This is a genomic window from Brenneria sp. hezel4-2-4 (genome assembly GCF_013155275.1).
Classification (GTDB): domain Bacteria; phylum Pseudomonadota; class Gammaproteobacteria; order Enterobacterales; family Enterobacteriaceae; genus Brenneria.
In genome coordinates this window covers 119,617-143,411 of the sequence record NZ_JABJXS010000002.1, presented here as the reverse complement: position 1 = coordinate 143,411, position 23,795 = coordinate 119,617, and the positions used below count along the sequence as shown (strand labels likewise).

The following is a 23,795-nucleotide window of genomic DNA, read 5'->3' as shown; positions in this document are numbered from 1 at the left end:
TTCAAAACCGGTAATTAACATCGAAAGACACCGATAAATTCTTTTCCCGTACACCGTCGTAGGGACGTTTGTCCCAATTCACCATGATGCCGGCATCAAGAACATCGTTCCAAAGCACGCGTTGACCGTATCCCAGCGCGGTAATGGCGCCGCGAGGTTCACTCCGCTGCCAATACCCCCCCGCTCCGGCGACCGCTTCCTGATGCCATTCCGTCTGATAATGACGATAAATCATATGATCGAGCGTCACGGCGGGCAGCACCGCCACGTCGCTGCGCGGACTGTAGTAAGCGACCTCGGATTTGCTGTTATGGCTGCCGCTTATCGACGGAGTGAAATCCACCGTCAGAAAAGGCGCGCTGTAGAGCCGCTCTTTAACATCAAGGGTATATTCAACGTGCCGGTTACCGTCGGAAAACCGCGCCGGCGAGACACTCAGTTGCCATTCCCGCCTCTCGCTCTTCCTCCAGCGAACATAGGCATCCGCGCCATTGGCCGTCACGCGGTTGGTCAGCGCCCGTAACGGCGTGCGGCGCATCAGTCGCTCTGCGCCGGCGCCGATGCGCCAGCTATCGTCAACGTCATGCCAGCCGGAAAGACGGGCGCCTATTTTTTGTCCGTGACCGTAGTTCTGCCCCGAGATTTCCGCTTCCAGCCAGTTATCCCGGTTAGTGAACTCCGCGCCGCCGCGAACATTGCGGTTAATCCCCCGCCCTTCCTCAAAGTTTCCCTCGTCGAACGCAAACCCGGAGAACAATCGCCAGTTGTCGGCGATCGGCGAGCCGTAGAGCGCGGCATCGACGCCGGTATCATGCGAGCCGGCGACAGGACTGTCGGATTTTATGCCCTGGGAACCGCTGATACGCAGCTCAGACAGGTGATGAACCCGCCGCAGGCGATCGAGCCGCTGCGCGCCGCTATTTTCCGGATAACGGGAGATCACATCGTCGGCGAGTTGATCGGCCTGACGCCAGGCTTGCAGATCCAATGCGGTCAACCCTTGTTGCGTCTCCAGTTCTATGTTGCGAGGATCCAATCCTTCGGTTCGCTTCAACTCCGTTTCCGCCCGTCGCGGCCAGCCCCGTACCAGATAAACGTCGGCGAGACCGATGCGCAGCCCCTGGTTTCCCGGCGCGGTATCAGCCAGATGCTCCGCTTTCTGCTGCGCCTGCGGCAGTTCGCCGCGAAACAACATTGACTGAACAAGCAGTTGCTGGACCTCCAGCCAATCATCATTCGGTACCGGCAGAGATAATCCATAGCTATGAAGATAATAGGGGGTACGGCTACTGAGTTGACTGACCTGCTGATGCGCCTGGGTTATGTGTTCATTTTCCGCCAGGCTATAAAAAAGAGAGCTTTGTTCCTCAGGCTCGCGCATTTCCTGTGGCGCGTCGCGCGCCGCCGAAAGATAGAGCTGTTCCGCTTTATCCGGCTGCTGCAAATAAAGATAGGCGGAAGCCGCCCAGAGCCGGGCATAAGTGGGAATATCATCGTTTTCGCGGCGTAAGTCCTCGTATTCCGACGTTACTTCGACCATGCGGGAGCGCGCCAATAACGCCCCCAACCGATCGATGCGGGCGCGGCGGTAGTCCGCCTGCGCATCGGGATCGGCATGCCAGCGGGTCAGCAATGTCTCATAATTCGCCAGCGCGCGATCCGCCACGACAAAACGCTCGCGCTCGGTAACGCTGGGGAGGAAGGCCATACGCACCAACTCAGCGGCAGCCCCGGACTCACGCTGACGCAATTCGGCGGGCGGCAACGTTCCCGGCTTCCCAACCGTTAAGGCCGGTACGCTGATGCGGTTGCTCGCCAGAATGGCGCTATAGTCACGCAACAGATGATTATCCTGCGGCGAGCGCCGCACCGCCTGAGAGATGGACGCCAGCGCCGCCCAATTGAGTCCCGCCGCGCGCTGCACCCATGCCAGCTCCTGCCAGTGCGCCGCCGTAGGCTCACGCTGTACGCGCTGCGTCGCCAGCAGCAATGCCTCTTTCACCTGTCCAGCATCCGTGAGCGTCATAATCAGCCCGCTTAGCGCATCGCTGTTGTTCGGCGAACGCGCCGCAACCGTACGCCACAATTCAAGCGACTGCGGCCATTGATGCAAATTGCGGTAGGCTCTGGCCGCCGCCGTCAGGGCGCGATCGGGTAATAACGTCACATGGCGATAACGCTGCCAGATTTTAATGACCTCATTGTCATTACCTGCCCAACTGGTAATTTGCAGCCAGTCCGCCACTTCATTCGCCGTTAATAGCCGTTGGGATGATTGTCGGGAAAGCCATGTCGCCGCCCCGGCGGTATTTCCCTGCCGGGCTTGAATAATCAATGCATCATAATCCGATACCGCTGCCTGCACATATCCGACGCATCCCAGCGAAGCAAAAGTTATTAACCATTTCTTCCACTGAAGATAAAAATGATGCGGCCATGCACTAAAAATGGGCGTCACAATAGCTCCCGATATTTATAGGATGAATAAAATTTCCAAACCAATGGCTCAGCGAATCACTGAACTCAACGAAAATAGCGTCGCGTTAACCGCGAAAGATGATGATCTTTATGGCGTACAGCGGCCTCTCGTAGACGAAAAAGGGGTTTTAGCGTATAATTATGATACGACTACTTTTTATATCCGTCTAGTATTTATACGCATATGCCTGAACATTCTACCGCAAATTCAGAGCGCCCTCCCAAAGGGCGAAGCTGGGGACTGGAGCGCCGCCTCCAGTTCATCGACTTTCGTCTTCGTTGGGAAGGAAATATCAACCGCACGGATCTGACGACTTTTTTTGGGCTGTCGATTCCACAGGCGTCGCTCGACATTTCCAAATACATGGAAATCGCGCCCGATAATCTGATCTACGACCGCAGCGCCAAAACATACACCGCAACCCCTAATTTCGCGCCGATCTATCCGCAAAGTTCCGCGCAGCGTTATCTGGAAGAATTATTGGCGACGGAGACCGGCATACTGGAGCCGGACGCCAGCTTTATCGGCTCGGCGCCCGAGGTTGACTGGGCGCACTATCCCACGCGTGCGGTCGATGAGCAGACGGTGGAAACCGTGGTCAAGGCCATCCGGAAAAAGATGGCGATTTGGGTCAGCTATCAGTCAACATCATCGCTGGATGAATCGTTAAGGCTACTGTCTCCCCACGCCCTGGGACATAATGGGTTTCGCTGGCATGTCCGCGCTTTCTGCAACACAAAGCAGCAATTCTGCGACTTTGTTCTGACGCGGATTTTACGTATCGACGGCGTTCAACCGTCAACGATCGATCCTGCTTCCGATAAGCCGTGGCATACCATTCTGACGCTGGTGTTGGCGCCGCATCAGGATCTCCCCCCCACGCACAAGCGCATTCTGGAGCTGGACTACGGAATGAAAGACGGGGAAGTTTCGCTATGCTGTCGGCAGGCGTTACTGTGCCACACGTTAAGGCGCCTCGGCCTGCCGACCAGCGCGACGGATCGGCCGGTCAATCAGCAGATTATTTTGAAAAACAGAGAGGAAATTCAGCCCTATATCGACGCGCTGCCCAAGTGTGTCTGATGGTCTCAGGCGCGGCGCGGCACATCCAATCCCTGCCTGATAAGCGGGTCTAAGCGCATCGGCACGATGCGCATTCTTCAAAAGCGATTATTGATCCACCACGGAGCCATCAATATGCAGCCGGGTTTTCAATCCCCGACGGCGATAGGGAAAGTGTTCCGCCACATTATCGGCAAGCTCAATGCCGATACCCGCCGCCGTCGGAATTTCCATAAATCCGTCGACGCATCGGAATGTGCTTTTCACCATATCTTTTTTCAGTACGCCATTCTCCACGCCGGTGGCGCCGAATTTTTCCGACAGCGCCGGCCGATCGTCACCCGGATATTCCAACAGGGCAAAGTTCGGAATACTCACGGCTATCTGCAAACAGGCCGCGGTGGAAACCGGGCTGAGCGGGTTATGAGGCACCACCATCAGATCGTGCGCTTCCGCCAGCGCCGCGATTTTTTTCGCGCCGGTAATGCCGCCGCACATGCAAACATCGGGACGCACATAGGACACCGCATTACGTTTAATCAGCATCGCGAATTCCTGCGGATTATTTAACCGCTCGCCGGTGGCAATGGGAATATTGATTTTATCCGCCACTTCGGCCATGGAATCAAAATTGTCGGCGCCAATCGGATCTTCAATGAAATAAGGATAAAAAGCCTCGATTCCTCTGGCTAATACCACCGCATCCGCAGGCTTCAAACGCCGGTGTATTTCAATGCATAAATCCACCGAATTTCCCACCGCCTCGCGATAGGCGCCGATCCGTTCAATCGCCTCCCCGATTTCCCTGGCGTGGGTGGTGAAGTAAGGGGTATCGCGCGATTCGTCAAGAAACGGCGACAGATGACCGATGGCGGTAAACCCTTCGGCTTTCGCCTGTTTGAGATTTTCAATCGTTTCTTCGGTGGTTCTGCCGCCGGCGTGGGCGTAAACGCGCGCCTTATCCCGACAGCGACCGCCCAGCAAATTATACACCGGCGCGCCATAGAACTTACCGGCGATATCCCACAGCGCAATATCAATCGCGCTGATTGCCCCCATGATCGCTGCTCCGCGAAAATGCCAGCAGCGATACATATATTGCCAATGGTGCTCTATACGCAACGGATCCTGACCGATAAGGTAAGTACGAAGCGCGTCAACCGCCCCCTTTGATGCGTCAAGAAATCCCCAGGCTCCGGATTCGCCGATGCCCTTAAGCCCTTCATCGGTGGTAATTTCGACAAACATATATCGATTGGCCAGAATGGTTCGTACATCAGTTATTTTCATTGGTAATTTCTTTCCTCACCGCTAAGCCGCTATTTCACATCAGATAGTGCGGTACATTATTAAGCGATGACGGAACGTTTCACAAGTTTGGCGGCATAATGCCCGTCCAGCCTAAAGGGAGATGAGCGTTACGCGTGCGAGGGAATTGAAGGAACCCGACTTTTCGCCGGCGGAAAGTCGGGGCGGCGGGAAAGTCCGAGCGGTCAGCCGTTCCCCATGGCGTACGCCTCATACAAGGTAATCCGGCGGCAGGCGGCCCGCAGAACGCCGCCTGCCGTATACAGCGTTAGTACCTTTCCAGCCAGTGGGCATAAGGCGCGGGCAGCGTCCATGACGCGCGATCGATACCCAGTTCGCGCGCGGCCTGATAACTCCAGTGCGGGTTAGCCAAATGAGCTTTACCCACCATGACCAGATCCAACTGACCCGATTTTACCGCCTGCTCCGCCAGTTCCGGCGTACCAAAGCCCCAGGCCGACGACACCGGAATATCCGCCTGCCGGCGAACCTGTTCGGCAATCGGCCCCATAAAGGCCGGCGCCCAGGGAATATCGGCGTCCGGGGTGGAAAAGCCGATGCTGACGCTGAGCATATCCAGCCCCTGCTGCTTGAAGCGCCGTGTCAGTTCGATCGATTCCTGTAGCGTTTCTTCATCCCGACCATCGAATTCAATCACGCCGAAACGCGCGGTCAGCGGTAAATGTTCCGGCCACACCTCACGTACCGCGGCCAGCGTTTCCAGCAGAAAACGGCTGCGATTATCGAAACTGCCGCCATATTGATCGCTGCGCTGATTGGAATGCGTGGAGAAGAAACTCTGCCCCAGATAGCCATGGGCAAAATGCAGTTCCAGCCATTCAAACCCCGCTTCTCTTGCCCGGCGGGCCGCCGCCACAAAATCATTACGCACTCTGGCGATATCATCCAGCGTCATTTCCCGCGGCTGTTTGGGCAGATTCGCGCCATACGCAATGGCGGACGGGGCGATAGTCTGCCAGCCGCGCGGATCGCCCTCGGCGATATGGTCGTCGCCTTCCCACGGAATATTGGCGCTGGCTTTACGCCCGGCGTGGCCGATCTGGATCCCCGGAACCGATCCGGCGGCTTTAATCGCCTTAACCACCGGCACGAACGCCTGCGCCAAACCATCGCTCCACAGACCGGCACAGTGAGGCGTGATACGGCCTTCCGGCGCCACGGCGGTTGCCTCGACGATCACCAAGCCGGCTCCGCCGCGCGCCATCGAGGCGTAATTCACCTGGTGCCAGTCGTTGATCAGGCCATCATTGGCGGAATACATACACATGGGCGGCACCGCGATACGGTTGCGCAGCGTGATATCTTTCAGTTTAAACGGTTGAAATAGTGCTGACATGGACATTTCCTTTTTGTGGCTTAAGGGATAGTTCTATATTTCGATATTATTCGAATAATGGATTTTAAACAACCCTGCCGCTATAATTCCCTCATGAGAGCATTTAAACACCCTACACCCGATGAATTTATCCTTGAGCGCGTGCTTTACGCCTTAAGCGATCCGGTACGCCTGGACATCGTCCGCCTGCTGGCGCGGTTAGGCGAAGCCAATTGCAGCGAGCTGGACGGCGGCCGCCCCAAGTCCAGCGTTTCTCACCATTTCCGGGTATTGCGCGATGCAGGTCTTATCCACACCACCAATATCGGCACCACCCATATGAACAGATTACGCCACGACGAACTGCAAACGCGTTTCCCGGGGCTGCTGGATGCGATTTTGTCGCAACAGATTTAACCCGTTGGCAGCGGCGTCTTTATCGTGCCGAATAACGATAGCGTTTTCCGGCACTCAAGTCGGGCGCTCTTCGCCCAAACATAAAAATTCATCGTCAAGGCTGAGATCCTTGCGGCAGATCGCTTTATACTACCCGGCCATAACGGTTATAAATGGCGGGAACAGTCCGTAATGATAAATAACGATGTATTACGTAGCGTGCGCTACACGCTGAATTTGAATAACGAGCAATTGATTGGGATCCTGGCGTTGATGGACGTCAGCATAACGCCCCAGAAAATCGCCGGTTTTGTTAAAAAAGAAGAGGAAGAAGGCTACCAGCCGTGCCCGGATATTCTGATGGGCGCCTTTCTTGATGGCCTGATTATCCACAAACGCGGAAAGGACGACAGCCGTCCGGCGCCTAAAGTGGAACGTAAAATCACCAACAATATTATCCTGAAAAAGCTGCGCGTCGCGTTTGCGCTGAAAACCACAGACATTCAGGAGATACTCCAGTCGCAGGATTTCCGCCTCTCGCAACCGGAACTGACCGCCATGCTGCGTGCGCCCGAACATAAAAACTACCGGCCGTGCGGCGATCAGGTGCTGCGCTATTTCCTCAAGGGATTGGCAGTTCGTCTGCGCCAAAGCTGAAATCACCCCGCCGCCGGTTGCCCGTTCTGAGATGCGCGCGCGCCAAATCGGGGTGGCTGACGTCCGGCCCGCACGGAAAACGCGATCCTCTCCCTGGCATGCCGCAAATAAACGTGACCAGTAACTCATACGGTTTAGGAGTCAGGGATTAGACTGTTTTCATTCAATGATTCGATTCATTGCATGATTCAGTTGAAAGAGGGAACTATCTATGGGAATTCTGTCGTCTTTCCGTGCAGGAGCAAGTATTTTCGGCCATAAATCCCCCGCCAGCGGCGTGTTTGACTGCAAGTCATCGCCCCCCTCGCTAAACGCCCTCGGACTTTCCGACAAAACAGGGTTGCTGCTGGTGTTTATTCCTCCTGATGTTGATTTCGCCCAGGTCAGTAGCGCCTGGCAGCGTTTCACCGACGCCAATTTAACGGTGCTCACCCTCTCCTCCACCGGCGCGTTGTGCAGCCGCCGGCAAACATCGACCTATTGCGATATGGCGAGTAACCAGGGCAGTTGGTTATGGTTGCCGCAGACGCTGATATCCCGCCATGAGGTGCATCTTGTGGATTTGCATGTGCGAGAAAATGCCGGCCCCGGTCAGCGGGTGGCCGCCATCCGTCAGGAACTGGAGCGGATTAAGGTCAGGATGCCGCTTTCCGCCGATCGCACGTTCGCCATGATCTACTGCGACGGCCTATCGGCCTCCGAGGGGTTTCTGATGCAGGCCTGGTACGCCAGCGGGCGTTTCCCCTGCATGACCATCGGCGGTTCAGCCGGTGGAAAACTCGATTTCAGCGCCACCTATATCGGTGCGAATCACGACGTATTGCAGGGCAAAGCGGTGCTGATTTTTTGCCAGATGGCCGACGGAAAATCCTTTGCGCCGTTCAAAAGCCAGAACTTTGAGCCAACCAAACAAAGCTGGCTGGTGGCGGAGGCCGATCCCGTGGCGCGTACGGTAAAATCGGTGTTCGACGCCAACGGCAAGCCGCAGCCCATTATTCAGGCGTTGGCGGAATATCTGCGCTGCCGACCGGATCACATCGGAAAACAGCTCGACGGAAAAACCTTCGGCGTAAAGGTTGATAATGAATACTTTATTCGCTCCATCGCCACCATTCAGTCGGACAGCATCACCTTTTTCTGCGATCTGGAATTCGGCGATCGTCTGTATCTGCTTCAGGCGACGGACTTCGTTACCGCCACCCGCCATGACTGGCGGCAGTTTCTGACCGACAAGGGCAAACCCTGCGGGTTGTTGCTGAACGACTGCGTACTGCGCAGGATGAATAACGCCGACAGCCTGGAGCAGGCCAATTTCTTTGATAACGTGCCGGCCGCCGGTTTCTCCAGCTTTGGGGAGATTTTCGGTGTTCCCATCAACCAAACCTTATCCGCACTGGCCTTTTTCGATCACGATGTTAAAGCCATGACCCGCTTTCCCATCGAATACGCCGCTTATGCGGGACATTACGCGCAGCGAGCGCTGCGCCGTTGGGAAGCCATGCATAACATTCAGTCCGGCGTTATTCAGCGGGTGGTGGGGTATCAGGAAGAACTCACTCCGCTGCTGACCGCTCTGCCACAGCTTGAACACGCCACTTCACGCCAGACTGAAACGCTGGATCTGGCGGAATCCCGCATTCGCGCCATCAGCGAAGCCGCCACGCAGACCCGCGAGGCGCAAGACAATCTGGAGCATGAGCTTAACCAACTGGAACAGATTTCCCTCGGCATCACTCAAATTACCGTCGGTATCAGCGCAATTGCCGATCAGACCAACCTGCTGGCGCTCAACGCCGCCGTGGAAGCGGCGCGGGCCGGCGAGGCGGGACGCGGTTTTGCCGTGGTGGCGGATGAAGTGCGCCGTCTGGCCCGCTCGTCAAAAGATCAGGCCGATGCCACCCGCAGCAATATCCGCTCCGCCGTCGAGACCATTGAGCGTATCCGCAGCGTTGCCGCACAAACGGTCAGCACCACGCAGAATATGGCCGACCAAAGCATCTCAGCCGCCGATCGGATCGCCGCCATGAGCACGGAAACCAGTCAGGAACGCCGTAATATGACCACTAACCTGGCCCGCATGAAAGAAGCGGCCAAAGGCATGGACGCCATGCATGACGCGGTCGATCAACTGACCACTCTGCAACGGCTGACCTCGGCTTAGGCGCGGCGCCAGGGATGGGCGCCGTCATGGTAATTATTCCGGTCTTTAAATAAAGCACACCGAGATATAGCGGAGAAATAAGGCTGATAGTTATCATTGTTTAACAACACGAATAATTCGCGTTTAATTATTCAATTTATTCAACCTAATCAACAACCATGCCAATTAATAACATTAATTGGCATGGTTGTTTAATTAACGTTACCTCGATCGCTATTTTTGAATATTTATTGATTTTAATAAAAAAATGACCGGACATGCCGATACTCTCAATGATATTGGGGAAAAAACGTGTTCTTTGTTATGTAATGCCTTTACGCAAATAAATCCATTAGCAATAACAATATACCCTAAATAACCTACCTATAACTAATCAGGATACCATTATGCACTGGCTAAGAAATATAAGTATTCGTAAAGTATTATTAACAACCTTGGCCCTTTTCTTACTGCTTTGGGGAGGCGTTTCCTGGCTGGCCATTTCTTCGCTCAGCCAGGTCAGCCAATTGCTGGAAACCAGCCAGATTCAGAAGAAAAACAGCAATATCATGAGTCATGGCGTGGAATCCTATTTCCGTACCGCGGTGCGTCTCTTTATGGCGGCGGATTTACATCAAAGCGGGGATATAGAAAAAACCCAGGGTATGTTGAAAGGCGCGACAGAGGCAATCAACGTCAGCCAAAACGATCTTGAGCTGTTTAAAAGCCAACCGCAAAGCGGCGTATTACCGGAACAGGTCGATGATATTGTTCGCCACTGGACAAATATTATTACTGAAATGCGAAATATGACGGCATTACTTGAATCCGGGAATATTGATCAATACCGCAATGCGGTCAGAAGTACGCTGCCGCCAATCAGCATCGAATTTGGCAAAGCCACGGAAAAATATACCGAACAGCTGTCGGCCAATGATGAAACCAATAGCCAACAGATCCACCAACTGGTAAAAACCTGCCAGCGCGTCCTGATCGCCGCATTAATTATTGGTCTGATGATGTTGCTGATGACCGACCGCTATCTGGTGTCCTGCCTGCTGATCCCGCTGGAAAACATCAAGAAACAGTTTCAGACGCTCTCCGCAGGGCAACTGCATCATGCGATTGCCGATTTTGGCCGTAACAATATCGGTCAACTCATTCCCTACCTGCGCGAAATGCAGGAAAGCCTGATCCGCACCGTCAGTACCATTCGCGACAGCGCCAGCTCCATCTATCAGGGAGCCGGTGAAATCAGCAGCGGCAACAGCGACCTGTCCTCGCGTACCGAGCAACAGGCCTCGGCGTTGGAAGAAACCGCCGCCAGTATGGAGCAGTTGGGCGCGACGGTAAAACTCAACACCGATAACGTCAAGCAGGCCAACACGCTGGCGCAGGAAGCCTCGGGGATGGCCCACAAGGGGGGAAATATTGTTGATGACGTGGTGACCACCATGCAAGACATTACCGCCAGTTCCCAAAAAATCGCCGATATTACCAGCGTCATTAACGGCATTGCCTTTCAGACCAATATTCTGGCGCTGAATGCAGCCGTTGAAGCCGCACGGGCGGGCGAACAAGGCCGCGGTTTCGCCGTCGTGGCCGGTGAAGTCAGGAGCCTGGCCCAGCGCAGCGCGCAGGCGGCCAAAGAGATCGAAGAGTTGATTACCGAATCCGTCAGCCGGATTAATACCGGTTCCGGGCAGGTGGCGTTGGCCGGCGAAACCATGCATAACATTGTCCGCTCGGTTACCCGGGTGACCGACCTGATGGGGGAAATTTCCTCGGCATCCGAGGAGCAAAGCCGTGGCATCAGTCAGGTGGCGCAGGCCGTTACCGAGATGGATGGCGTCACCCAGCAAAACGCCTCATTGGTGCAGGAATCCGCCGCCGCCGCGGCATCGCTGGAAGATCAGGCGCGTCAGTTAACCGAAGCCGTGGCGGTATTCCAACTGACGGAAAGCGGTGCGACCGGCGATCATCGTCCCTCCCCGGCCAGCCCCATGCCTTTGCCGCAAAGATTACCCGCCGGCGGAGCGCTTCCCCCGTCAAAGAAAGGTGAAAATAACTGGGAAACTTTTTAATTCATCCCCGCCCCCGCGCTGGCGGCGGCCAGCGCATCAACGTCTCTGAAATAAGCTGAAAACGCAAATCAGGTCTTTATCCGCTGCGTCCCTCAATATTGCGAACGCGGATACAAATCATTATCATTAACTAAAAATATCCAATAAATTAGTATTAAAATTTTCAAAAAAAGCATTTATCGAAAGATAAAACCAATCAAGATCACATTACTCTCTTTTTGCCGCCTTTCTCTCCGCATAGATTGATCGCTATCAACTCCCAATAAATAACCAGGTTTACTGTTACCGGAACAAGCAATGTGGAAAAAAAATTCTATGAAAAAAATAATCGATGAACTGTTACACAGGGATATTTCCCGAAGAGAAGCGGTAAAAGATGTCGCCAGGTTCAGTGCGGCGGTCGCCTTATCCAGCAGTATTACGTTGCCTTTTACCGCCAGTGCGCGGTCAGTCCTGACACCCGGCGCCGCCAATCAACCCGAGGTGGTTAACGACGGCGAAACCGTGCGTCACAGCGCCTGCCTGGTGAACTGCGGCAGCCGTTGTCCGTTAAAAGTTATCGTTAAAGACGACCGTATCGTGCGTATCGAACCCGAAGACAGCAAAGACGACAACGTATTTGGCGAGCATCAAATTCGGCCATGTCTGCGCGGACGCTCCAACCGCTGGCGCGTATACAGCCCCGACCGGCTGAAATACCCGATGAAACGAGTCGGAAAACGCGGTGAAGGCAAATTCAAACGCATAAGCTGGGAAGAAGCCACCGCGCTGGTTGCCTCGGAATTAAAGCGGGTTGCCGAGAAATATGGCAACGAGGCCATTTATTACAACTACCAGTCAGGCGCTTACTACCACAATCAGGGCACGCCGGCCTGGAAACGGCTGCTGAATCTGAACGGCGGCTACCTCAATTATCACAACACCTATTCCACCGCGCAGATCGCAACGGCGACACCTTATACCCACGGGACTTATGTCGGCAGTCATTTCACCCAGATTCGCCATTCCGATCTGGTGGTGTTTTTCGGAATGAATTTATCGGAAACCCGTATGTCGGGCGGTGGTCAGGTGGAAGAACTGCGTCGGGCGCTGGAAGCCTCACATGCCCGCGTGGTGATTATCGACCCGCGCTATACCGACTCGGTGATTACCGAACATGCCGAGTGGCTGGCCATCAGGCCGACCACCGACGCCGCGCTGGTTGCCGGTCTGGCGCATACGCTGATTAGCGAACGGCTGATTGACGAAGCGTTGGTCAATCGCTACAGCGTCGGCTATGACCGCGCCACCCTGCCCGCTTCCGCCGCGCCGAATGCCAGCTATAAGGATTATATTCTGGGCTTGGGCGAAGACGGCGTGGAAAAAACGCCGGAATGGGCGGCCGATATAACGGGGATCCCGGCGGCGCGCATTCGTCAACTGGCGCGAGACATCGCCGGCGCCAAAGCCTGCTATATCGGCCAGGGCTGGGGGCCGCAGCGCCATGCCAACGGCGAACAGTCGGTGCGGGCGATCCAGACCCTGCCTTTACTGACCGGACATTTCGGACTGCCCGGCACCAACAACGGCAACTGGCCGTACTCGACGAAATACGACGTTCCCACGCTGCCGACCGGCGCCAATCCGCTGAAAATCTCTATTCCCTGCTATCTGTGGACCGACGCCATTCTTAACCCTGAAAAAATGACCGCCACCACCATGGGCGTCAAAGGCGCCGACAAGCTTAATGTCGGTATCAAGCTGATTGTGAATCAGGCGGGAAATACGCTGGTCAACCAGCATGGTCAAATCAATCGCACGCGGGAAATACTGGCCGACGACAGCCTGTGCGAAACCATTATCGTCATCGATAACCACATGACGGCCAGTGCGAAATTCGCCGACATTCTGCTGCCGGAAACCAGCTATCTGGAAGCCGAGGATCTGGTGGATAACTCTTACGCCTCCGGCTCTAACCACTACATGATCGCCATGCAAAAAACGATTACGCCAATGTGGGAAGTGCGTAGCACCTATGATATTTGCGCCGATATTGCCGAACACCTCGGCATGCGGGAAAAATTCACCGAAGGCAGAACGCAGGCGCAGTGGGTTGAAAAACACTATCAGCAGGTAAAAGAGCAACGCACCTACCTTCCCGAGTGGGCGGTCGCCAGAAATAAAGGGATTATCGATCAGCAGATCGCCACGGATAAACAAAGTATCGCGTTTGCCGATTTCCGTCTTGATCCACAGGCCAATCCGCTGAAAACGCCCTCGGGCAAAGCGGAGATCTATTCAGAAGCGCTGGCGAAACTGGCCGGCGAATGGATACTGCCCGCCGGCGATAAAATTTCACCCATTCCTGAATTCTGCCCGGCGCGCGAGTCGCATCTGAATAAAACCCTGACGGCGAAGTATCCGTTGCAACTCAGCGGTTTTCACACCAAGGGCCATACCCACTCCACCTATAGCAATGTCTCTCAGTTGCATGAGGCGGCGCCGGATGAAGTGTGGATTAACCCGCTAGATGCCGCACCGCGTAATCTGAAGTCAGGCGATCGGGTACGGATATTTAACGACCGCGGCATTGTGGAAATCGCCTGCAAGGTGACCGATCGCATATTGCCCGGCGTGGCCGCCATGCCGCAGGGCGCATGGACTCGCATCAACAGTGAAGGCGTGGATATCGGCGGCTGCATCAACACGCTGACCACGCATGAGGTTTCGCCGCTGGCAAAAGGCAATCCGCAACACACCAATCTGGTTGAAATACAACGCGTCTGAAGAGGTGATTAACGATGACACAATATGGCTTTTTTGTTGACTCCTCACGCTGCTCCGGTTGTAAAACCTGCCAGGTAAGCTGTAAGGATAATAAAGATCTTGATGTCGGCCCGAAATTTCGCCGGGTCTATGAATACGGCGGCGGAAGCTGGATCAAGGAGGGCAATGCCTGGCGCAATCAAACGTTCAGCTATTATCTCTCCATCGCCTGCAACCACTGCGACGATCCTACTTGTGTGACCGGCTGTCCCACCGGCGCCATGCACAAACGGGAAGAGGATGGTCTGGTGTTGGTGAATGACCAACTGTGCGTAGGCTGTCGCTACTGTGAAATGCGCTGCCCCTATGGCGCGCCGCAGTTCGATCATCAGGCCAAAATCATGCGCAAGTGCGATGGCTGTCTGGATCGCCTGCAACATGATATGCAACCGATTTGCGTGGAGTCCTGCCCGCAACGCGCGCTGGATTTCGGCCCTATCGACGAGCTGCGCGCCAAATACGGCACGGAAAGCGAAATTGCGCCGTTGCCTTCGGCAGCCTTGACCAAACCCAACCTGATCATTAAACCGCATCCCGACTCTCGCCCTACCGGCGATAAAGAAGGATCGATCCAGAACCTGCGGGAGGTTCGCCATGCATGAGTTGCCACTGGTATTCTTTACCGTCTTCACCCAAAGCGCGGTAGGCGCCTTTATTTTGTTGCTGGTTGCCGCACAGTTGCAGCAGATTGACCGCCGGCGTTTGGCTGTCGGATTGTTCGCCGTCATGTGCCTGTTCGGCGCGGCGCTGCTCGTGGGGACGTTCCACGTCGGTCAGCCGCTGCGGGCCATCAATATGCTGTTCAGGGCCGGCAGTTCCCCGATGAGTAACGAAATAGCGCTTTCCGGCATTTTTTCCGCTATCGGCGGACTGGCGGCGCTGGGCCTGTTGCTGAACCGTGGCGCCGACAGACTGTTTTTAGCGCTGGCCTGGCTGGCGGCGGTTGTCGGTATCTTCTTTCTGGCGGCGATCCCGCGTGTTTATCAGTTGCCAACGGTTGTCACCTGGGATAATCACTACACCACGGCGATGATGATCCTTACCGCCCTGATTGGCGGCGGCGCGCTGGCGGCGGCGTTCGGCGCGCGTCGCCTCGGTTTATCCGTCAGCCTGCTGGCGATACTGGTCAGCTTTTGCCTGCGCCCCGGCTATCTGTCAACGCTGATGACGGCGGACGGCGCGTTGACCAGCGCGCAGTTTTCCTGGTTTAGCGCCCAACTGATCCTGTTGGCGGTCGGCCTGATCGGCGGTGTCCTCCATCTGCGCTATCGGACGGGGCAAAGCCTGCTGGCCGTCTGCGCGGCGGTGGTGATTGTCGGCGAACTGGCCGGTCGGGTGGCCTTTTACAACCTGTGGACGCTACCCATGTAACCTACCCGGTAGACAGGCCGGCGAACGCCGGTCTGTCGCTGTTTACTGTGGAGATCACTGATGTCATCCGTTGCCGTATTACCCCGTCTGCTGGGGGCGCTGTTCTACTATCCGCCCGACTCGCCGGAAATCAGCCGTCTGATCGACAGTCTCGATCAGATCCCCGACCTTTACCCGTGGCACAACCGCGCGTCGGCGCTTGAAACCTGTCAACAGTGTCGGCCTCCCGCTGCCGATGAGTTCATCTGGCAGTTTTCAGCGCTGTTTGAAGGGCAAGGTGAAATGCAGGCTCCGCCCTGGGGTTCGGTTTACCTCGATCGGGATAATCTGCTGATGGGCGATTCCACCGCGCGCTACCGTGAATTTCTGCGACAGCATCAGTTGGCATTCGCCCGTCCGCATCATGAACCGGAAGATCAGTTTGGATTAATGCTGCTGGCGCTGGCCTGCTTGCTCGAACAGGAAAATGAAAAGGCGGCGCTGGCGTTGTTGGAAGAACATCTGCTGCCGTGGAGCGATCGTTATCTGGCGCTATTAGCGCGCAATACGCAGAGCGTTTTCTACGCGCGGCTGGCGCGAATTGCCGCGCTGTTTTTACAGGATATCCAACGCCGCTATCGGTTAACGCCCCGTGAATACCGGATATACCGCTGATGAATAAAACCGACGGCTTTTACCGCGCATACCTTACCCATCGGCATATCAGCCGTCGGGGACTGTTCCGCGCCCTGCTGACCGCATCGCGGAAGAGCGCGCGGACGGAGGAAGACGGCCTGCCGCTGCTCCCCCGACCGCCCGGCGCACTTCCCCCGGCGTTGTTCCGCCGGCAGTGCGATCGGTGTCAGCAGTGTATTGAACATTGCCCGATGGGCGTCATCATCAAAGACGATGACGGCTATCCACAGTTATCGATTGAATATGCCAGTTGCGACGGCTGCAATCAGTGTATTCAGCACTGCGCCGCCGGGGCGTTGCTGCCGCAAACGCGCTTCGATACCGGCTTACGGCCCGCCATCAATCCCGCCGGCTGCATTAACCGACGGCGACGCTGCGGACAGTGTATCGCCGGTTGCCCGACACGGGCGCTTACCGCCGACGCCGCCGGTGTGCCGGCCGTCGATTCACAAACCTGCAACGGCTGCGGCGAGTGCCTGACCCGGTGCGATGAACGGGCAATTACGTTGGTTATGCCGGCAACAGCCCGACAAGACTAGCTTTCCGCCACCAGCACCTGTACCCCCAGCGCTTCAAACTCGTCGATAGATCCCTGAGAGATCCCGCTGTCGGTAATCAGATAGTGAATATCACGCCAGTCGCACGGCAGCGCAAACATCGATACCTTATCAATCTTGCTGGAGTCGGCGACCACGTAAACCGTGCGCGCCGACTTCATCATCGCGCTTTTCACCTTGATATCGGTTTCACTGGGAAAGCTCAATCCCAGGCGCGGCGAAATGCAGGCGGTGGCCAAAAACAATTTCTCCGCCAGGACGTTTTCAAAAAAGCTGGCGGCTTTCTCGCCCGACATCGACAGGGTGGGAAATTTAAAGGTGCCGCCGGTCAGCAGAATGTTTATTCCCGGTTCGGCCCCGAGCTTCAGGGCGATATTCACCGCCGTGGTGATCACCGACAGCTTGCGGATATGGCTAAGATGGTTGGCGATAGCCGTTGTCGTCGTACCGGAGTCCAGAATCACCGTATCGCCATTGTTGATATACTGCGCCGCCACCCGGCCAATCGCATCTTTCTCATGCAGGTTGATCTGCCGCTCAAGCAGTAACGCATGGGTATTTTGCCTGCCGGTCACCAGCGTTGCACCGCCGTGATAGCGCTGCACCAACCCCTCTTTCTGCAACATCCGCAGGTCGGTTCTGATGGTGGCTTCCGTCAGATCGAAGGCTTCCGTGAGCATTTTCACTGTGACGGTGCCATCTTCACGAATCATCTCAAGGATCTTCTCACGTCGCTGCTGCATATCCGCTAATTGCTCACTTTTGCTTTTCAATCGAAACACTCCCTTTGACAGACCACGAACGCCAACCCTGTTGTTACGTCAAATATTACCGCCGCGGCATCGGTAATGCGAGCGCAGTGATGACGCACGGTAATTTTCATTCGAAAATGATAATCCTAAAACGATAGCTGATTTTTAACGCTTTTCATTGCGCCATGTCTCCATAAAGTCGGATCAAAAAAACAACAATCAAGATAAATCAATGCATTACTCATTATTACTTATTTTTGTTTGAAATTTGACCTGTGCCACAATACCGTATAAAACGATAGTCTATATTTTTATTTGAAAATGAATGACCGCCAGTGACGTTATTAAGCGCGTTATCCGACAGCGGCTCCGTTGATGAAGAGGTAATGATGGACTTTCAGACAATTAAACAGACAGCGCGTCAGGCCCGGCGTTATGTCCTGCAAATGAATCATCGGGCAGGTAAAGGCCATACCGGAGCGGATCTTTCCGAAGTCGACATTATCTGTACGCTGTTTATGGCGGTAATGGACAGAAAGCAGCCTCGGCCGGATCAGGATCGCTTCATCTTATCGAAAGGACACGGCGCTGGCGGGTTGTATTGTAGCGCGGCCGCCATGGGGCTGATTGATCCCGCCATACTCGATCAGTTTATGGGCGACGATACCCTGCTGGCGGGGCATCCCATCCGTCAGAAATTGCCGGATCTGGTGGAGATCAACTCCGGCGCCCTGGGCCACGGCTTATCCATCGCCGTCGGTCTGGCGCTGGGCAACAAACTGGCGGGACGCGGCCATCGTCGGGCGTTCGTGCTGCTCGGCGACGGCGAACTGGCCGAAGGCTCCAACTGGGAGGCCGCCATGTCCGCCAGCAAGTTTCAGCTCGATAATCTGATCGTGATTGTCGATCGCAACCGGCTACAGCTGGCGGGCAAAACGGAAGACATCATGCCGCTGGAGCCGCTGGCCGATAAGTGGCGCGCATTCGGTTTCGACGTCCATGAGTGTGACGGCCACGATCCGCAGGCGATTATCACGGCGGTGAACCACCCGGGCCACGGCAAACCGCGGGTGATCCTGGCGAACACGGAAAAAGGCCACGGCATTTCATTTATGGCCAACGTTCCGGCCTGGCACCACGCCGTACCGAACGATGAACAGTTAGCCCTTGGGCTGGCAGAGCTGGAGGAACAATGATGCAAGACTTACGCGACGCGGTGATTGCCGCACTGGTAGAGGAACAACAAAACGGCGCCAACCTTAGCGTGATGGTGGCGGATTCGACCTCCACCTCCAAAATCGCCCCCTTTGAAAAAGCCTTTCCCGAGCGGGTGATCAATGTCGGCATCGCCGAACAGAATATGGTGGGCATCGCCGCGGGAGTAGCGCTCAGCGGCCGTACGGTATTCACCGCCAATGCGGCCCCGTTCCTGTTTGCCCGTTCGAATGAACAGGTAAAGAACGATATCTGCTATTCCGAAAGCAACGTCAAAATGCTGGGTCTCAACGCGGGCTTCGCCTATGGCCCGCTGGGGGCGACGCACCATTGCACCAACGACATCGCCATCGCCCGCTCCATGGGCAATTTGCAGATCTTCGCGCCGGCGGACGCCGCGCAGGCCAGCGCCATCGCCCGTTACGCCATTGCCCATCCGGGGCCGGTGTATATCCGCATGGACAGCGACAAACTGCCGGTACTGCATGACGCCGGCTATCAGTTCCAGCCCGGCAAACCGGAGGTGCTCCAGCACGGCGCCGACACCGTGGTGTTCTGTCTGGGCACGCTGGCGCATGAAGCGCTGGCGGCAAAAGACCGCAGCATCACCATCGTCTCCCTGCCGTCGCTCTGGCCGTTGGATGAGCAGGCGATCGTCAAACTGATCGCGGAACACCAGCAGGTCATTACCATGGAAGAGCATGTGCTCAGCGGCGGCCTGAGCAGCATTATTGGCGAACTGATGCTCAGGCACGCCTGTCGCCAGCGCTTTATTCCGCTTGGCATTCCGCCGTATGAATTTACCCATAGCAGCAGCCGGGGCGCCTTACGGCATCAATTCCGTATTGACGCCGACGGCCTGCTCGCCACGCTGCGCCACACCGCTTTACACGCCGTTTCATAAGGAGAACGCGGCCATGAGCAACGAATATGACGTCAATCTGCGCTACGGCGTGGATACCGATTTAACCCTTGAGGGCAAAGTCGCCGTGGTTACCGGCGGTCTCGGCGGCATCGCCATGGCGAGCAACGAGATGCTGCTGAAAAAGGGCGCTCGTCTGGCGCTGCTTTATCCGGCATTCGAACAGGTGAAGGCGGCGGAGATCGCCGGACGGTTCGACGCTGCACGCGTACAGTTTGTGCAGTGCGACGTGACCGAACCGGCATCGGTGGAGCAGGCGTTCGGCGACGTGGAAGCACGTTTCGGCCGGATAGATATTCTGGTGAATTGCGCGGGCTACGTAATGTTGCAGCCGGTGCTGGACACCTCGTTTTCCGAATGGCAAAAGCAGATTGCCGTCAATCTGACCGGGCCGTTCCTCTGCTCGCAGGCCGCGGCGAAACGGATGATCAACGCCGGCAACGGGGGAAAAATCGTCAATATCGCCTCACAGGCCGCTTCCATCGCCATCGATAACCATGTGGCCTACACCTCCGCCAAAGCCGGTCTGTTGGGGATGACCAAAGTGATGGCGAAAGAGTTCGCTCCGTACAAGATTAACGTCAATACCCTCTCCCCCACCGTAGTACTCACGCCAATGGGCGAAAAAGCCTGGCGCGGGGAAAAAGGAGACGCGATGAAGAAACTGATCCCGTTGGGGCGTTTCGCCTATACCGACGAAATTGCCGCCGCCGTGCTGTTTTTCGCCAGCAACGGCAGCGACATGATTACCGGCGCCGACCTGATGATCGACGGCGGTTTCACGATTTGCTAGTACCACGTCAACACCAGTAACGCCGTCATTCTGTACCTACCTACACATAACAATGACATAGAGAGAACATCACCATGAAAATGCGTTTAATGCTGTTAGCTATTACCGCCGCCTGCACATTTTCGCACGCCGTCTGGTCTGCGGAAAAAGGCACCATCATGATTATGGTTAACTCGTTGGATAATCCCTATTACGCCGCCGAAGCCAAAGGCGCCAATTTAAAAGCGCAGTCGCTGGGGTATAAAACCACGGTGCTGTCGCACAGTGAGGACGTAAAGAAACAAAGTGAGCTGATTGATGCGGCCATCGGTCAAAAAGTACAGGGCATCGTGCTGGACAACGCCGACTCCACCGCCAGCGTGGCGGCCATCAGAAAGGCCAGCGACGCCGGGATCCCGGTAGTGTTGATCAACCGCGAAATACCGGTCGATGATGTCGCGCTGGTGCAAATTACTCACAACAACTTTCAGGCCGGTTCGGAAGTGGCGAACCGTTTTGTCGAACTGATGGGCGAAACCGGTAAATATGCGGAGCTGACCTGCAACCTGGCGGATAATAACTGCGTCACCCGATCCAAATCCTTCCATCAGGTGATCGACCAGTACACCGACATGCAAAGCGTCGCGCGTCAGGACGCCAAAGGCACGCTGCTCGACGGCAAACGCATTATGGATAGCATTTTGCAGGCGCATCCCGACGTCAAGGGGGTGATCTGCGGTAACGGCCCGGTGGCGCTGGGCGCCATCGCCGCGCTAAAGGCCGCGGGGCGTAATGATGTGGTGGTGGTGGGCATTGACGGCAGCAACGACGAACGCAACGCGGTGAATGCCGGCTCGCTGAAAGCCACGGTAATGCTACAGGCGCAGGCCATCGCAGCACAGGGCGTCAGCGATCTGGATAACTTCCTTCAGAACGGCGTCAAACCGGCACAGCAACGCGTGATGTTTCGCGGCATTTTGATCGACCAAAGTAACGCCAACAACGTTCAGGATTTCAATTACAAATCCTAATCCCCGAATGATAGTGCCCCGCAAGGGGCACAAAGGAGAGAACCATGTCCAGGCGAATTTGGCTGGCCGTTGCCGCATTAACCCTAGGCGGCTGTCGGATCGTGTCGCAGCAGGAGCTGGCCGATCTGAAAAACCCGGCCGCCCCCCACGTCAATCAGGTGGCGCAAACCTGGCAACAGAACATCGTTCCCCAGGTGGTGTCCGAGGCAAAACCGGTTGCAGAGTTAATGCAGCAGTTCGCCGCGTCAACGGATTTCGCCGCCACCTGTCGGCAGTATGGCTATCGCGCCCAGGCAGAGAACCCCTGCGTTTTCCCGGTTCACGTCAGCGGCAGCGTCACCGAAGTCAATACCACCTCGAAAAGCGGAAAGATGACGGTGCAGGACGTCAGCGGCGCCCGCGTGGTGGTGCAGATTGGGCCGATTATTCGCGGCACGGCGTTGCGCGATGCCTACAAAGGGCTGAGCTATCAGGATTTTAACGATCAGGTGCTGTTCGGCGACTACGGTCGGGCGATTAACGATCTGGCTTCCGCCGGGATACAAGAAATGCAGCTCAAAGCGGGCGACCGCCTGGACGTGTACGGCGTATTCAGCGCCTGGGACGTGCCGAAAACGCTGCCGGATATCACCCCCGCGCGCGTCACGCGACAGTAAGGATCGAATGATGGCACAGAGGCAATCCCCTGTTGCGGCGACCCCGTCGCCCCTTTCCCCGGTGATTATTGAAACCCGTGAGGTTTCGCGTATCTACCCCGGCGTGACGGCGCTCGAACAGGTCAACTACCGGGTTTACCGCAACAAGGTCAATGTGTTGATTGGCGAAAACGGCGCGGGTAAATCCACCATGATGAAACTGCTGGCCGGGGTGGAAGCGCCGTCATCCGGTCAGATCCTGCTCGACGGAGAGCCGGTGACGTTCGGTTCCACCCAGCAGGCGGAAAAACACGGCATCAGCATCATTTTTCAGGAACTGAACCTGTTTCCCAATATGAACGTGATGGACAACATCTTTATCGGCAACGAGTTCTTTCAGCGCGGGCGAATTAATGAAGCCTATCAGTATCAGTTGGCGAAAGCGTTGCTGGAGCGTCTGGAGCTGGATGTCGATCCGCTGACGCCGCTGGTTGAACTGGGTATCGGCCATCAGCAACTGGTGGAAATCGCGCGCGCGCTGTCGAAAGACACCCGCGTGCTGATCATGGATGAGCCTACGTCGGCGCTCAGCCAATCGGAAGTCAAAGTGCTGTTCAACGTTATCGCCCAGCTCAAACGTCGCGGCGTCACCATTATCTATATTTCCCACCGCCTCGAAGAGCTGCTGGAAATCGGCGATCACATCACCATTTTTCGCGACGGGCGTTTTATCAGCGAACGTGAAGTCCAGGAGGCCACTGTGCCCTGGATCATTGAACAGATGGTGGGCGACAAGAAAAAACATTTCGATTATTCCCCTGCCGCGCAAGGAGACACCGTACTGGAGGTCGCCGGCTTAACCGCCCTGCACCAAAACGGCGGCTATAAGCTCAATGACGTGAGTTTTTCGCTGCGTAAAGGGGAAGTGGTGGGGGTTTACGGTCTGCTGGGGGCCGGACGCACCGAATTATTTAAGGGGGTGATCGGGCTAATGCCCTGCCAGCGCGGCAGCGTCGTGCTGAACGGCGAGCGCCTCGACAAACGCCACTTCCAGTATCGGCTGAAAAAAGGCATTGCGCTGGTGCCGGAGGATCGGCAAGGCGAAGGCGTGGTGCAACTGATGTCGGTCAAAACCAATATGACGTTGTCGCGCCTCAGCCTGCGCGGTTTTCGCAGCGCCATCGCCTGGCTGAAGCCGCGACAGGAGACGCATAGCGTCAACGACATGATCCAACGACTGGCGATTAAAGTGAGCGACGCGGAACTGCCGATCGCCTCGCTCAGCGGCGGCAATCAGCAGAAAGTTGTGTTGGGCAAAGCGCTGATGACCGAGCCTGAAGTGGTGCTGCTGGATGAGCCGACGCGCGGCATCGACGTCGGCGCCAAAACCGACGTCTACCACCTGATTGGCGCGATGGCGAAAGAAGGATTGGCCGTGATGTTCTCTTCCTCCGAACTGGATGAAGTGGTCGCCCTGGCCGATCGGGTACTGGTGATGGCCAACGGCAAAATCACCGCCGATATCCCGCGCGCCGGCGTCGATCGTGAAACGCTGATCCGCGCCTCCACGCCGCATGAGTAGATCCTGCTTTGAGGAC

The 23,795-nt window shown here is 56.0% G+C and carries 20 protein-coding genes; 16 read left to right on the top strand and 4 right to left on the bottom strand.

What is annotated here, in order from left to right:
* Nucleotide 1 precedes the first annotated feature (1 nt).
* Nucleotides 2-2,458 carry a poly-beta-1,6 N-acetyl-D-glucosamine export porin PgaA gene (gene pgaA / locus HOY33_RS04660; RefSeq protein ID WP_216660408.1) on the bottom strand — a complete coding sequence of 819 codons (2,457 nt, stop codon included), beginning with the start codon at nt 2,456-2,458 and terminating at the stop codon, nt 2-4.
* A gap of 204 nt (nt 2,459-2,662) precedes the next feature.
* Between pgaA and HOY33_RS04655 the strand changes: the two genes are divergently transcribed.
* The gene (locus tag HOY33_RS04655) at nt 2,663-3,562 is read left to right on the top strand and encodes a WYL domain-containing protein (RefSeq protein WP_172289054.1); all 900 of its coding nucleotides are present in this window, start codon (nt 2,663-2,665) and stop codon (nt 3,560-3,562) included.
* Nucleotides 3,563-3,649: 87 nt separating this feature from the next.
* Here HOY33_RS04655 and dgoD read toward each other — a convergent pair whose 3' ends face one another.
* Both dgoD and HOY33_RS04645 read right to left on the bottom strand, forming a co-directional pair.
* Complete coding sequence (gene dgoD, locus HOY33_RS04650; RefSeq protein ID WP_172289053.1) at nt 3,650-4,831, bottom strand: galactonate dehydratase; 1,182 nt, start codon at nt 4,829-4,831, stop codon at nt 3,650-3,652.
* A 286-nt stretch (nt 4,832-5,117) separates the two neighbouring features.
* Nucleotides 5,118-6,206, bottom strand: a complete 1,089-nt coding sequence (locus HOY33_RS04645; protein ID WP_172289052.1) for an NADH:flavin oxidoreductase/NADH oxidase — start codon at nt 6,204-6,206, stop codon at nt 5,118-5,120.
* A 93-nt stretch (nt 6,207-6,299) separates the two neighbouring features.
* Between HOY33_RS04645 and HOY33_RS04640 the strand changes: the two genes are divergently transcribed.
* The 9 genes from HOY33_RS04640 to HOY33_RS04600 all read left to right on the top strand — a co-directional run bounded on the left by HOY33_RS04640 (nt 6,300) and on the right by HOY33_RS04600 (nt 16,852).
* Nucleotides 6,300-6,602 carry a helix-turn-helix transcriptional regulator gene (locus HOY33_RS04640; protein ID WP_172289051.1) on the top strand — a complete coding sequence of 101 codons (303 nt, stop codon included), beginning with the start codon at nt 6,300-6,302 and terminating at the stop codon, nt 6,600-6,602.
* 171 nt (nt 6,603-6,773) lie between these two features.
* Nucleotides 6,774-7,238 carry a DUF1456 family protein gene (locus tag HOY33_RS04635; protein WP_172289050.1) on the top strand — a complete coding sequence of 155 codons (465 nt, stop codon included), beginning with the start codon at nt 6,774-6,776 and terminating at the stop codon, nt 7,236-7,238.
* A 211-nt stretch (nt 7,239-7,449) separates the two neighbouring features.
* Nucleotides 7,450-9,399, top strand: coding sequence for a methyl-accepting chemotaxis protein (locus HOY33_RS04630; RefSeq protein ID WP_172289049.1), 1,950 nt, complete (start codon nt 7,450-7,452; stop codon nt 9,397-9,399).
* Between the two features lie 386 nt (nt 9,400-9,785).
* A complete protein-coding gene (locus HOY33_RS04625; RefSeq protein ID WP_172289048.1) occupies nt 9,786-11,462 on the top strand; it encodes a methyl-accepting chemotaxis protein in 1,677 nt (558 codons plus the stop codon).
* 315 nt (nt 11,463-11,777) lie between these two features.
* Entirely contained in the window at nt 11,778-14,228 is a 2,451-nt protein-coding gene (locus HOY33_RS04620) for a DMSO/selenate family reductase complex A subunit (protein WP_172289047.1), read from the top strand.
* Between the two features lie 14 nt (nt 14,229-14,242).
* Nucleotides 14,243-14,869, top strand: coding sequence for a DMSO/selenate family reductase complex B subunit (locus HOY33_RS04615; protein ID WP_172289046.1), 627 nt, complete (start codon nt 14,243-14,245; stop codon nt 14,867-14,869).
* Nucleotides 14,862-15,638, top strand: a complete 777-nt coding sequence (locus HOY33_RS04610) for a DmsC/YnfH family molybdoenzyme membrane anchor subunit (RefSeq protein WP_172289045.1) — start codon at nt 14,862-14,864, stop codon at nt 15,636-15,638. The genes HOY33_RS04615 and HOY33_RS04610 overlap by 8 nt, the downstream gene beginning before the upstream one ends.
* A gap of 60 nt (nt 15,639-15,698) precedes the next feature.
* Nucleotides 15,699-16,292 carry a Tat proofreading chaperone DmsD gene (gene dmsD / locus HOY33_RS04605; RefSeq protein ID WP_172289044.1) on the top strand — a complete coding sequence of 198 codons (594 nt, stop codon included), beginning with the start codon at nt 15,699-15,701 and terminating at the stop codon, nt 16,290-16,292.
* Nucleotides 16,292-16,852: a 4Fe-4S dicluster domain-containing protein gene (locus tag HOY33_RS04600; RefSeq protein WP_172289043.1), complete on the top strand. Its 561-nt coding sequence runs from the start codon at nt 16,292-16,294 to the stop codon at nt 16,850-16,852. Before dmsD ends, HOY33_RS04600 begins: the two co-directional genes overlap by 1 nt.
* Here the strand turns inward: HOY33_RS04600 and HOY33_RS04595 are convergent.
* Entirely contained in the window at nt 16,849-17,643 is a 795-nt protein-coding gene (locus HOY33_RS04595; RefSeq protein WP_172289042.1) for a DeoR/GlpR family DNA-binding transcription regulator, read from the bottom strand. The genes HOY33_RS04600 and HOY33_RS04595 overlap by 4 nt on opposite strands.
* A 368-nt stretch (nt 17,644-18,011) precedes the next feature.
* On the opposite strand from HOY33_RS04595, the gene HOY33_RS04590 reads away from it, so the two are divergent.
* From HOY33_RS04590 to HOY33_RS04565, 6 genes are all read left to right on the top strand, one after another.
* Nucleotides 18,012-18,818: a transketolase gene (locus HOY33_RS04590; protein WP_172289448.1), complete on the top strand. Its 807-nt coding sequence runs from the start codon at nt 18,012-18,014 to the stop codon at nt 18,816-18,818.
* Nucleotides 18,815-19,741: a transketolase family protein gene (locus tag HOY33_RS04585; protein ID WP_172289041.1), complete on the top strand. Its 927-nt coding sequence runs from the start codon at nt 18,815-18,817 to the stop codon at nt 19,739-19,741. Before HOY33_RS04590 ends, HOY33_RS04585 begins: the two co-directional genes overlap by 4 nt.
* A 13-nt stretch (nt 19,742-19,754) precedes the next feature.
* On the top strand, nt 19,755-20,552 hold the full coding sequence (locus HOY33_RS04580) for a GolD/DthD family dehydrogenase (RefSeq protein WP_172289040.1): 798 nt from the start codon (nt 19,755-19,757) through the stop codon (nt 20,550-20,552).
* Between the two features lie 74 nt (nt 20,553-20,626).
* A complete protein-coding gene (locus tag HOY33_RS04575) occupies nt 20,627-21,562 on the top strand; it encodes a D-ribose ABC transporter substrate-binding protein (RefSeq protein WP_172289039.1) in 936 nt (311 codons plus the stop codon).
* Nucleotides 21,563-21,606: 44 nt separating this feature from the next.
* Nucleotides 21,607-22,218, top strand: coding sequence for a DUF2291 family protein (locus HOY33_RS04570; RefSeq protein WP_172289038.1), 612 nt, complete (start codon nt 21,607-21,609; stop codon nt 22,216-22,218).
* 10 nt (nt 22,219-22,228) lie between these two features.
* A complete protein-coding gene (locus HOY33_RS04565; RefSeq protein WP_172289037.1) occupies nt 22,229-23,779 on the top strand; it encodes a sugar ABC transporter ATP-binding protein in 1,551 nt (516 codons plus the stop codon).
* The last annotated feature ends 16 nt before the right edge of the window (nt 23,780-23,795 follow it).

Excerpts from the sequence above, each read along its gene's own strand:
- HOY33_RS04600 (WP_172289043.1), top strand. The coding sequence starts at position 16,292 with ATGAATAAAACCGACGGCTTTTACCGCGCATACCTTACCCATCGGCAT.
- HOY33_RS04610 (WP_172289045.1), top strand. The coding sequence starts at position 14,862 with ATGCATGAGTTGCCACTGGTATTCTTTACCGTCTTCACCCAAAGCGCG.
- HOY33_RS04645 (WP_172289052.1), bottom strand. The coding sequence starts at position 6,206 with ATGTCAGCACTATTTCAACCGTTTAAACTGAAAGATATCACGCTGCGC.
- dmsD (WP_172289044.1), top strand. The coding sequence starts at position 15,699 with ATGTCATCCGTTGCCGTATTACCCCGTCTGCTGGGGGCGCTGTTCTAC.
- HOY33_RS04570 (WP_172289038.1), top strand. The coding sequence starts at position 21,607 with ATGTCCAGGCGAATTTGGCTGGCCGTTGCCGCATTAACCCTAGGCGGC.
- HOY33_RS04580 (WP_172289040.1), top strand. The coding sequence starts at position 19,755 with ATGAGCAACGAATATGACGTCAATCTGCGCTACGGCGTGGATACCGAT.
- HOY33_RS04620 (WP_172289047.1), top strand. The coding sequence starts at position 11,778 with ATGAAAAAAATAATCGATGAACTGTTACACAGGGATATTTCCCGAAGA.
- HOY33_RS04575 (WP_172289039.1), top strand. The coding sequence starts at position 20,627 with ATGAAAATGCGTTTAATGCTGTTAGCTATTACCGCCGCCTGCACATTT.
- HOY33_RS04635 (WP_172289050.1), top strand. The coding sequence starts at position 6,774 with ATGATAAATAACGATGTATTACGTAGCGTGCGCTACACGCTGAATTTG.
- HOY33_RS04585 (WP_172289041.1), top strand. The coding sequence starts at position 18,815 with ATGATGCAAGACTTACGCGACGCGGTGATTGCCGCACTGGTAGAGGAA.
- HOY33_RS04590 (WP_172289448.1), top strand. The coding sequence starts at position 18,012 with ATGGACTTTCAGACAATTAAACAGACAGCGCGTCAGGCCCGGCGTTAT.
- HOY33_RS04625 (WP_172289048.1), top strand. The coding sequence starts at position 9,786 with ATGCACTGGCTAAGAAATATAAGTATTCGTAAAGTATTATTAACAACC.
- HOY33_RS04615 (WP_172289046.1), top strand. The coding sequence starts at position 14,243 with ATGACACAATATGGCTTTTTTGTTGACTCCTCACGCTGCTCCGGTTGT.
- HOY33_RS04630 (WP_172289049.1), top strand. The coding sequence starts at position 7,450 with ATGGGAATTCTGTCGTCTTTCCGTGCAGGAGCAAGTATTTTCGGCCAT.
- HOY33_RS04655 (WP_172289054.1), top strand. The coding sequence starts at position 2,663 with ATGCCTGAACATTCTACCGCAAATTCAGAGCGCCCTCCCAAAGGGCGA.
- HOY33_RS04640 (WP_172289051.1), top strand. The coding sequence starts at position 6,300 with ATGAGAGCATTTAAACACCCTACACCCGATGAATTTATCCTTGAGCGC.
- HOY33_RS04565 (WP_172289037.1), top strand. The coding sequence starts at position 22,229 with ATGGCACAGAGGCAATCCCCTGTTGCGGCGACCCCGTCGCCCCTTTCC.
- dgoD (WP_172289053.1), bottom strand. The coding sequence starts at position 4,831 with ATGAAAATAACTGATGTACGAACCATTCTGGCCAATCGATATATGTTT.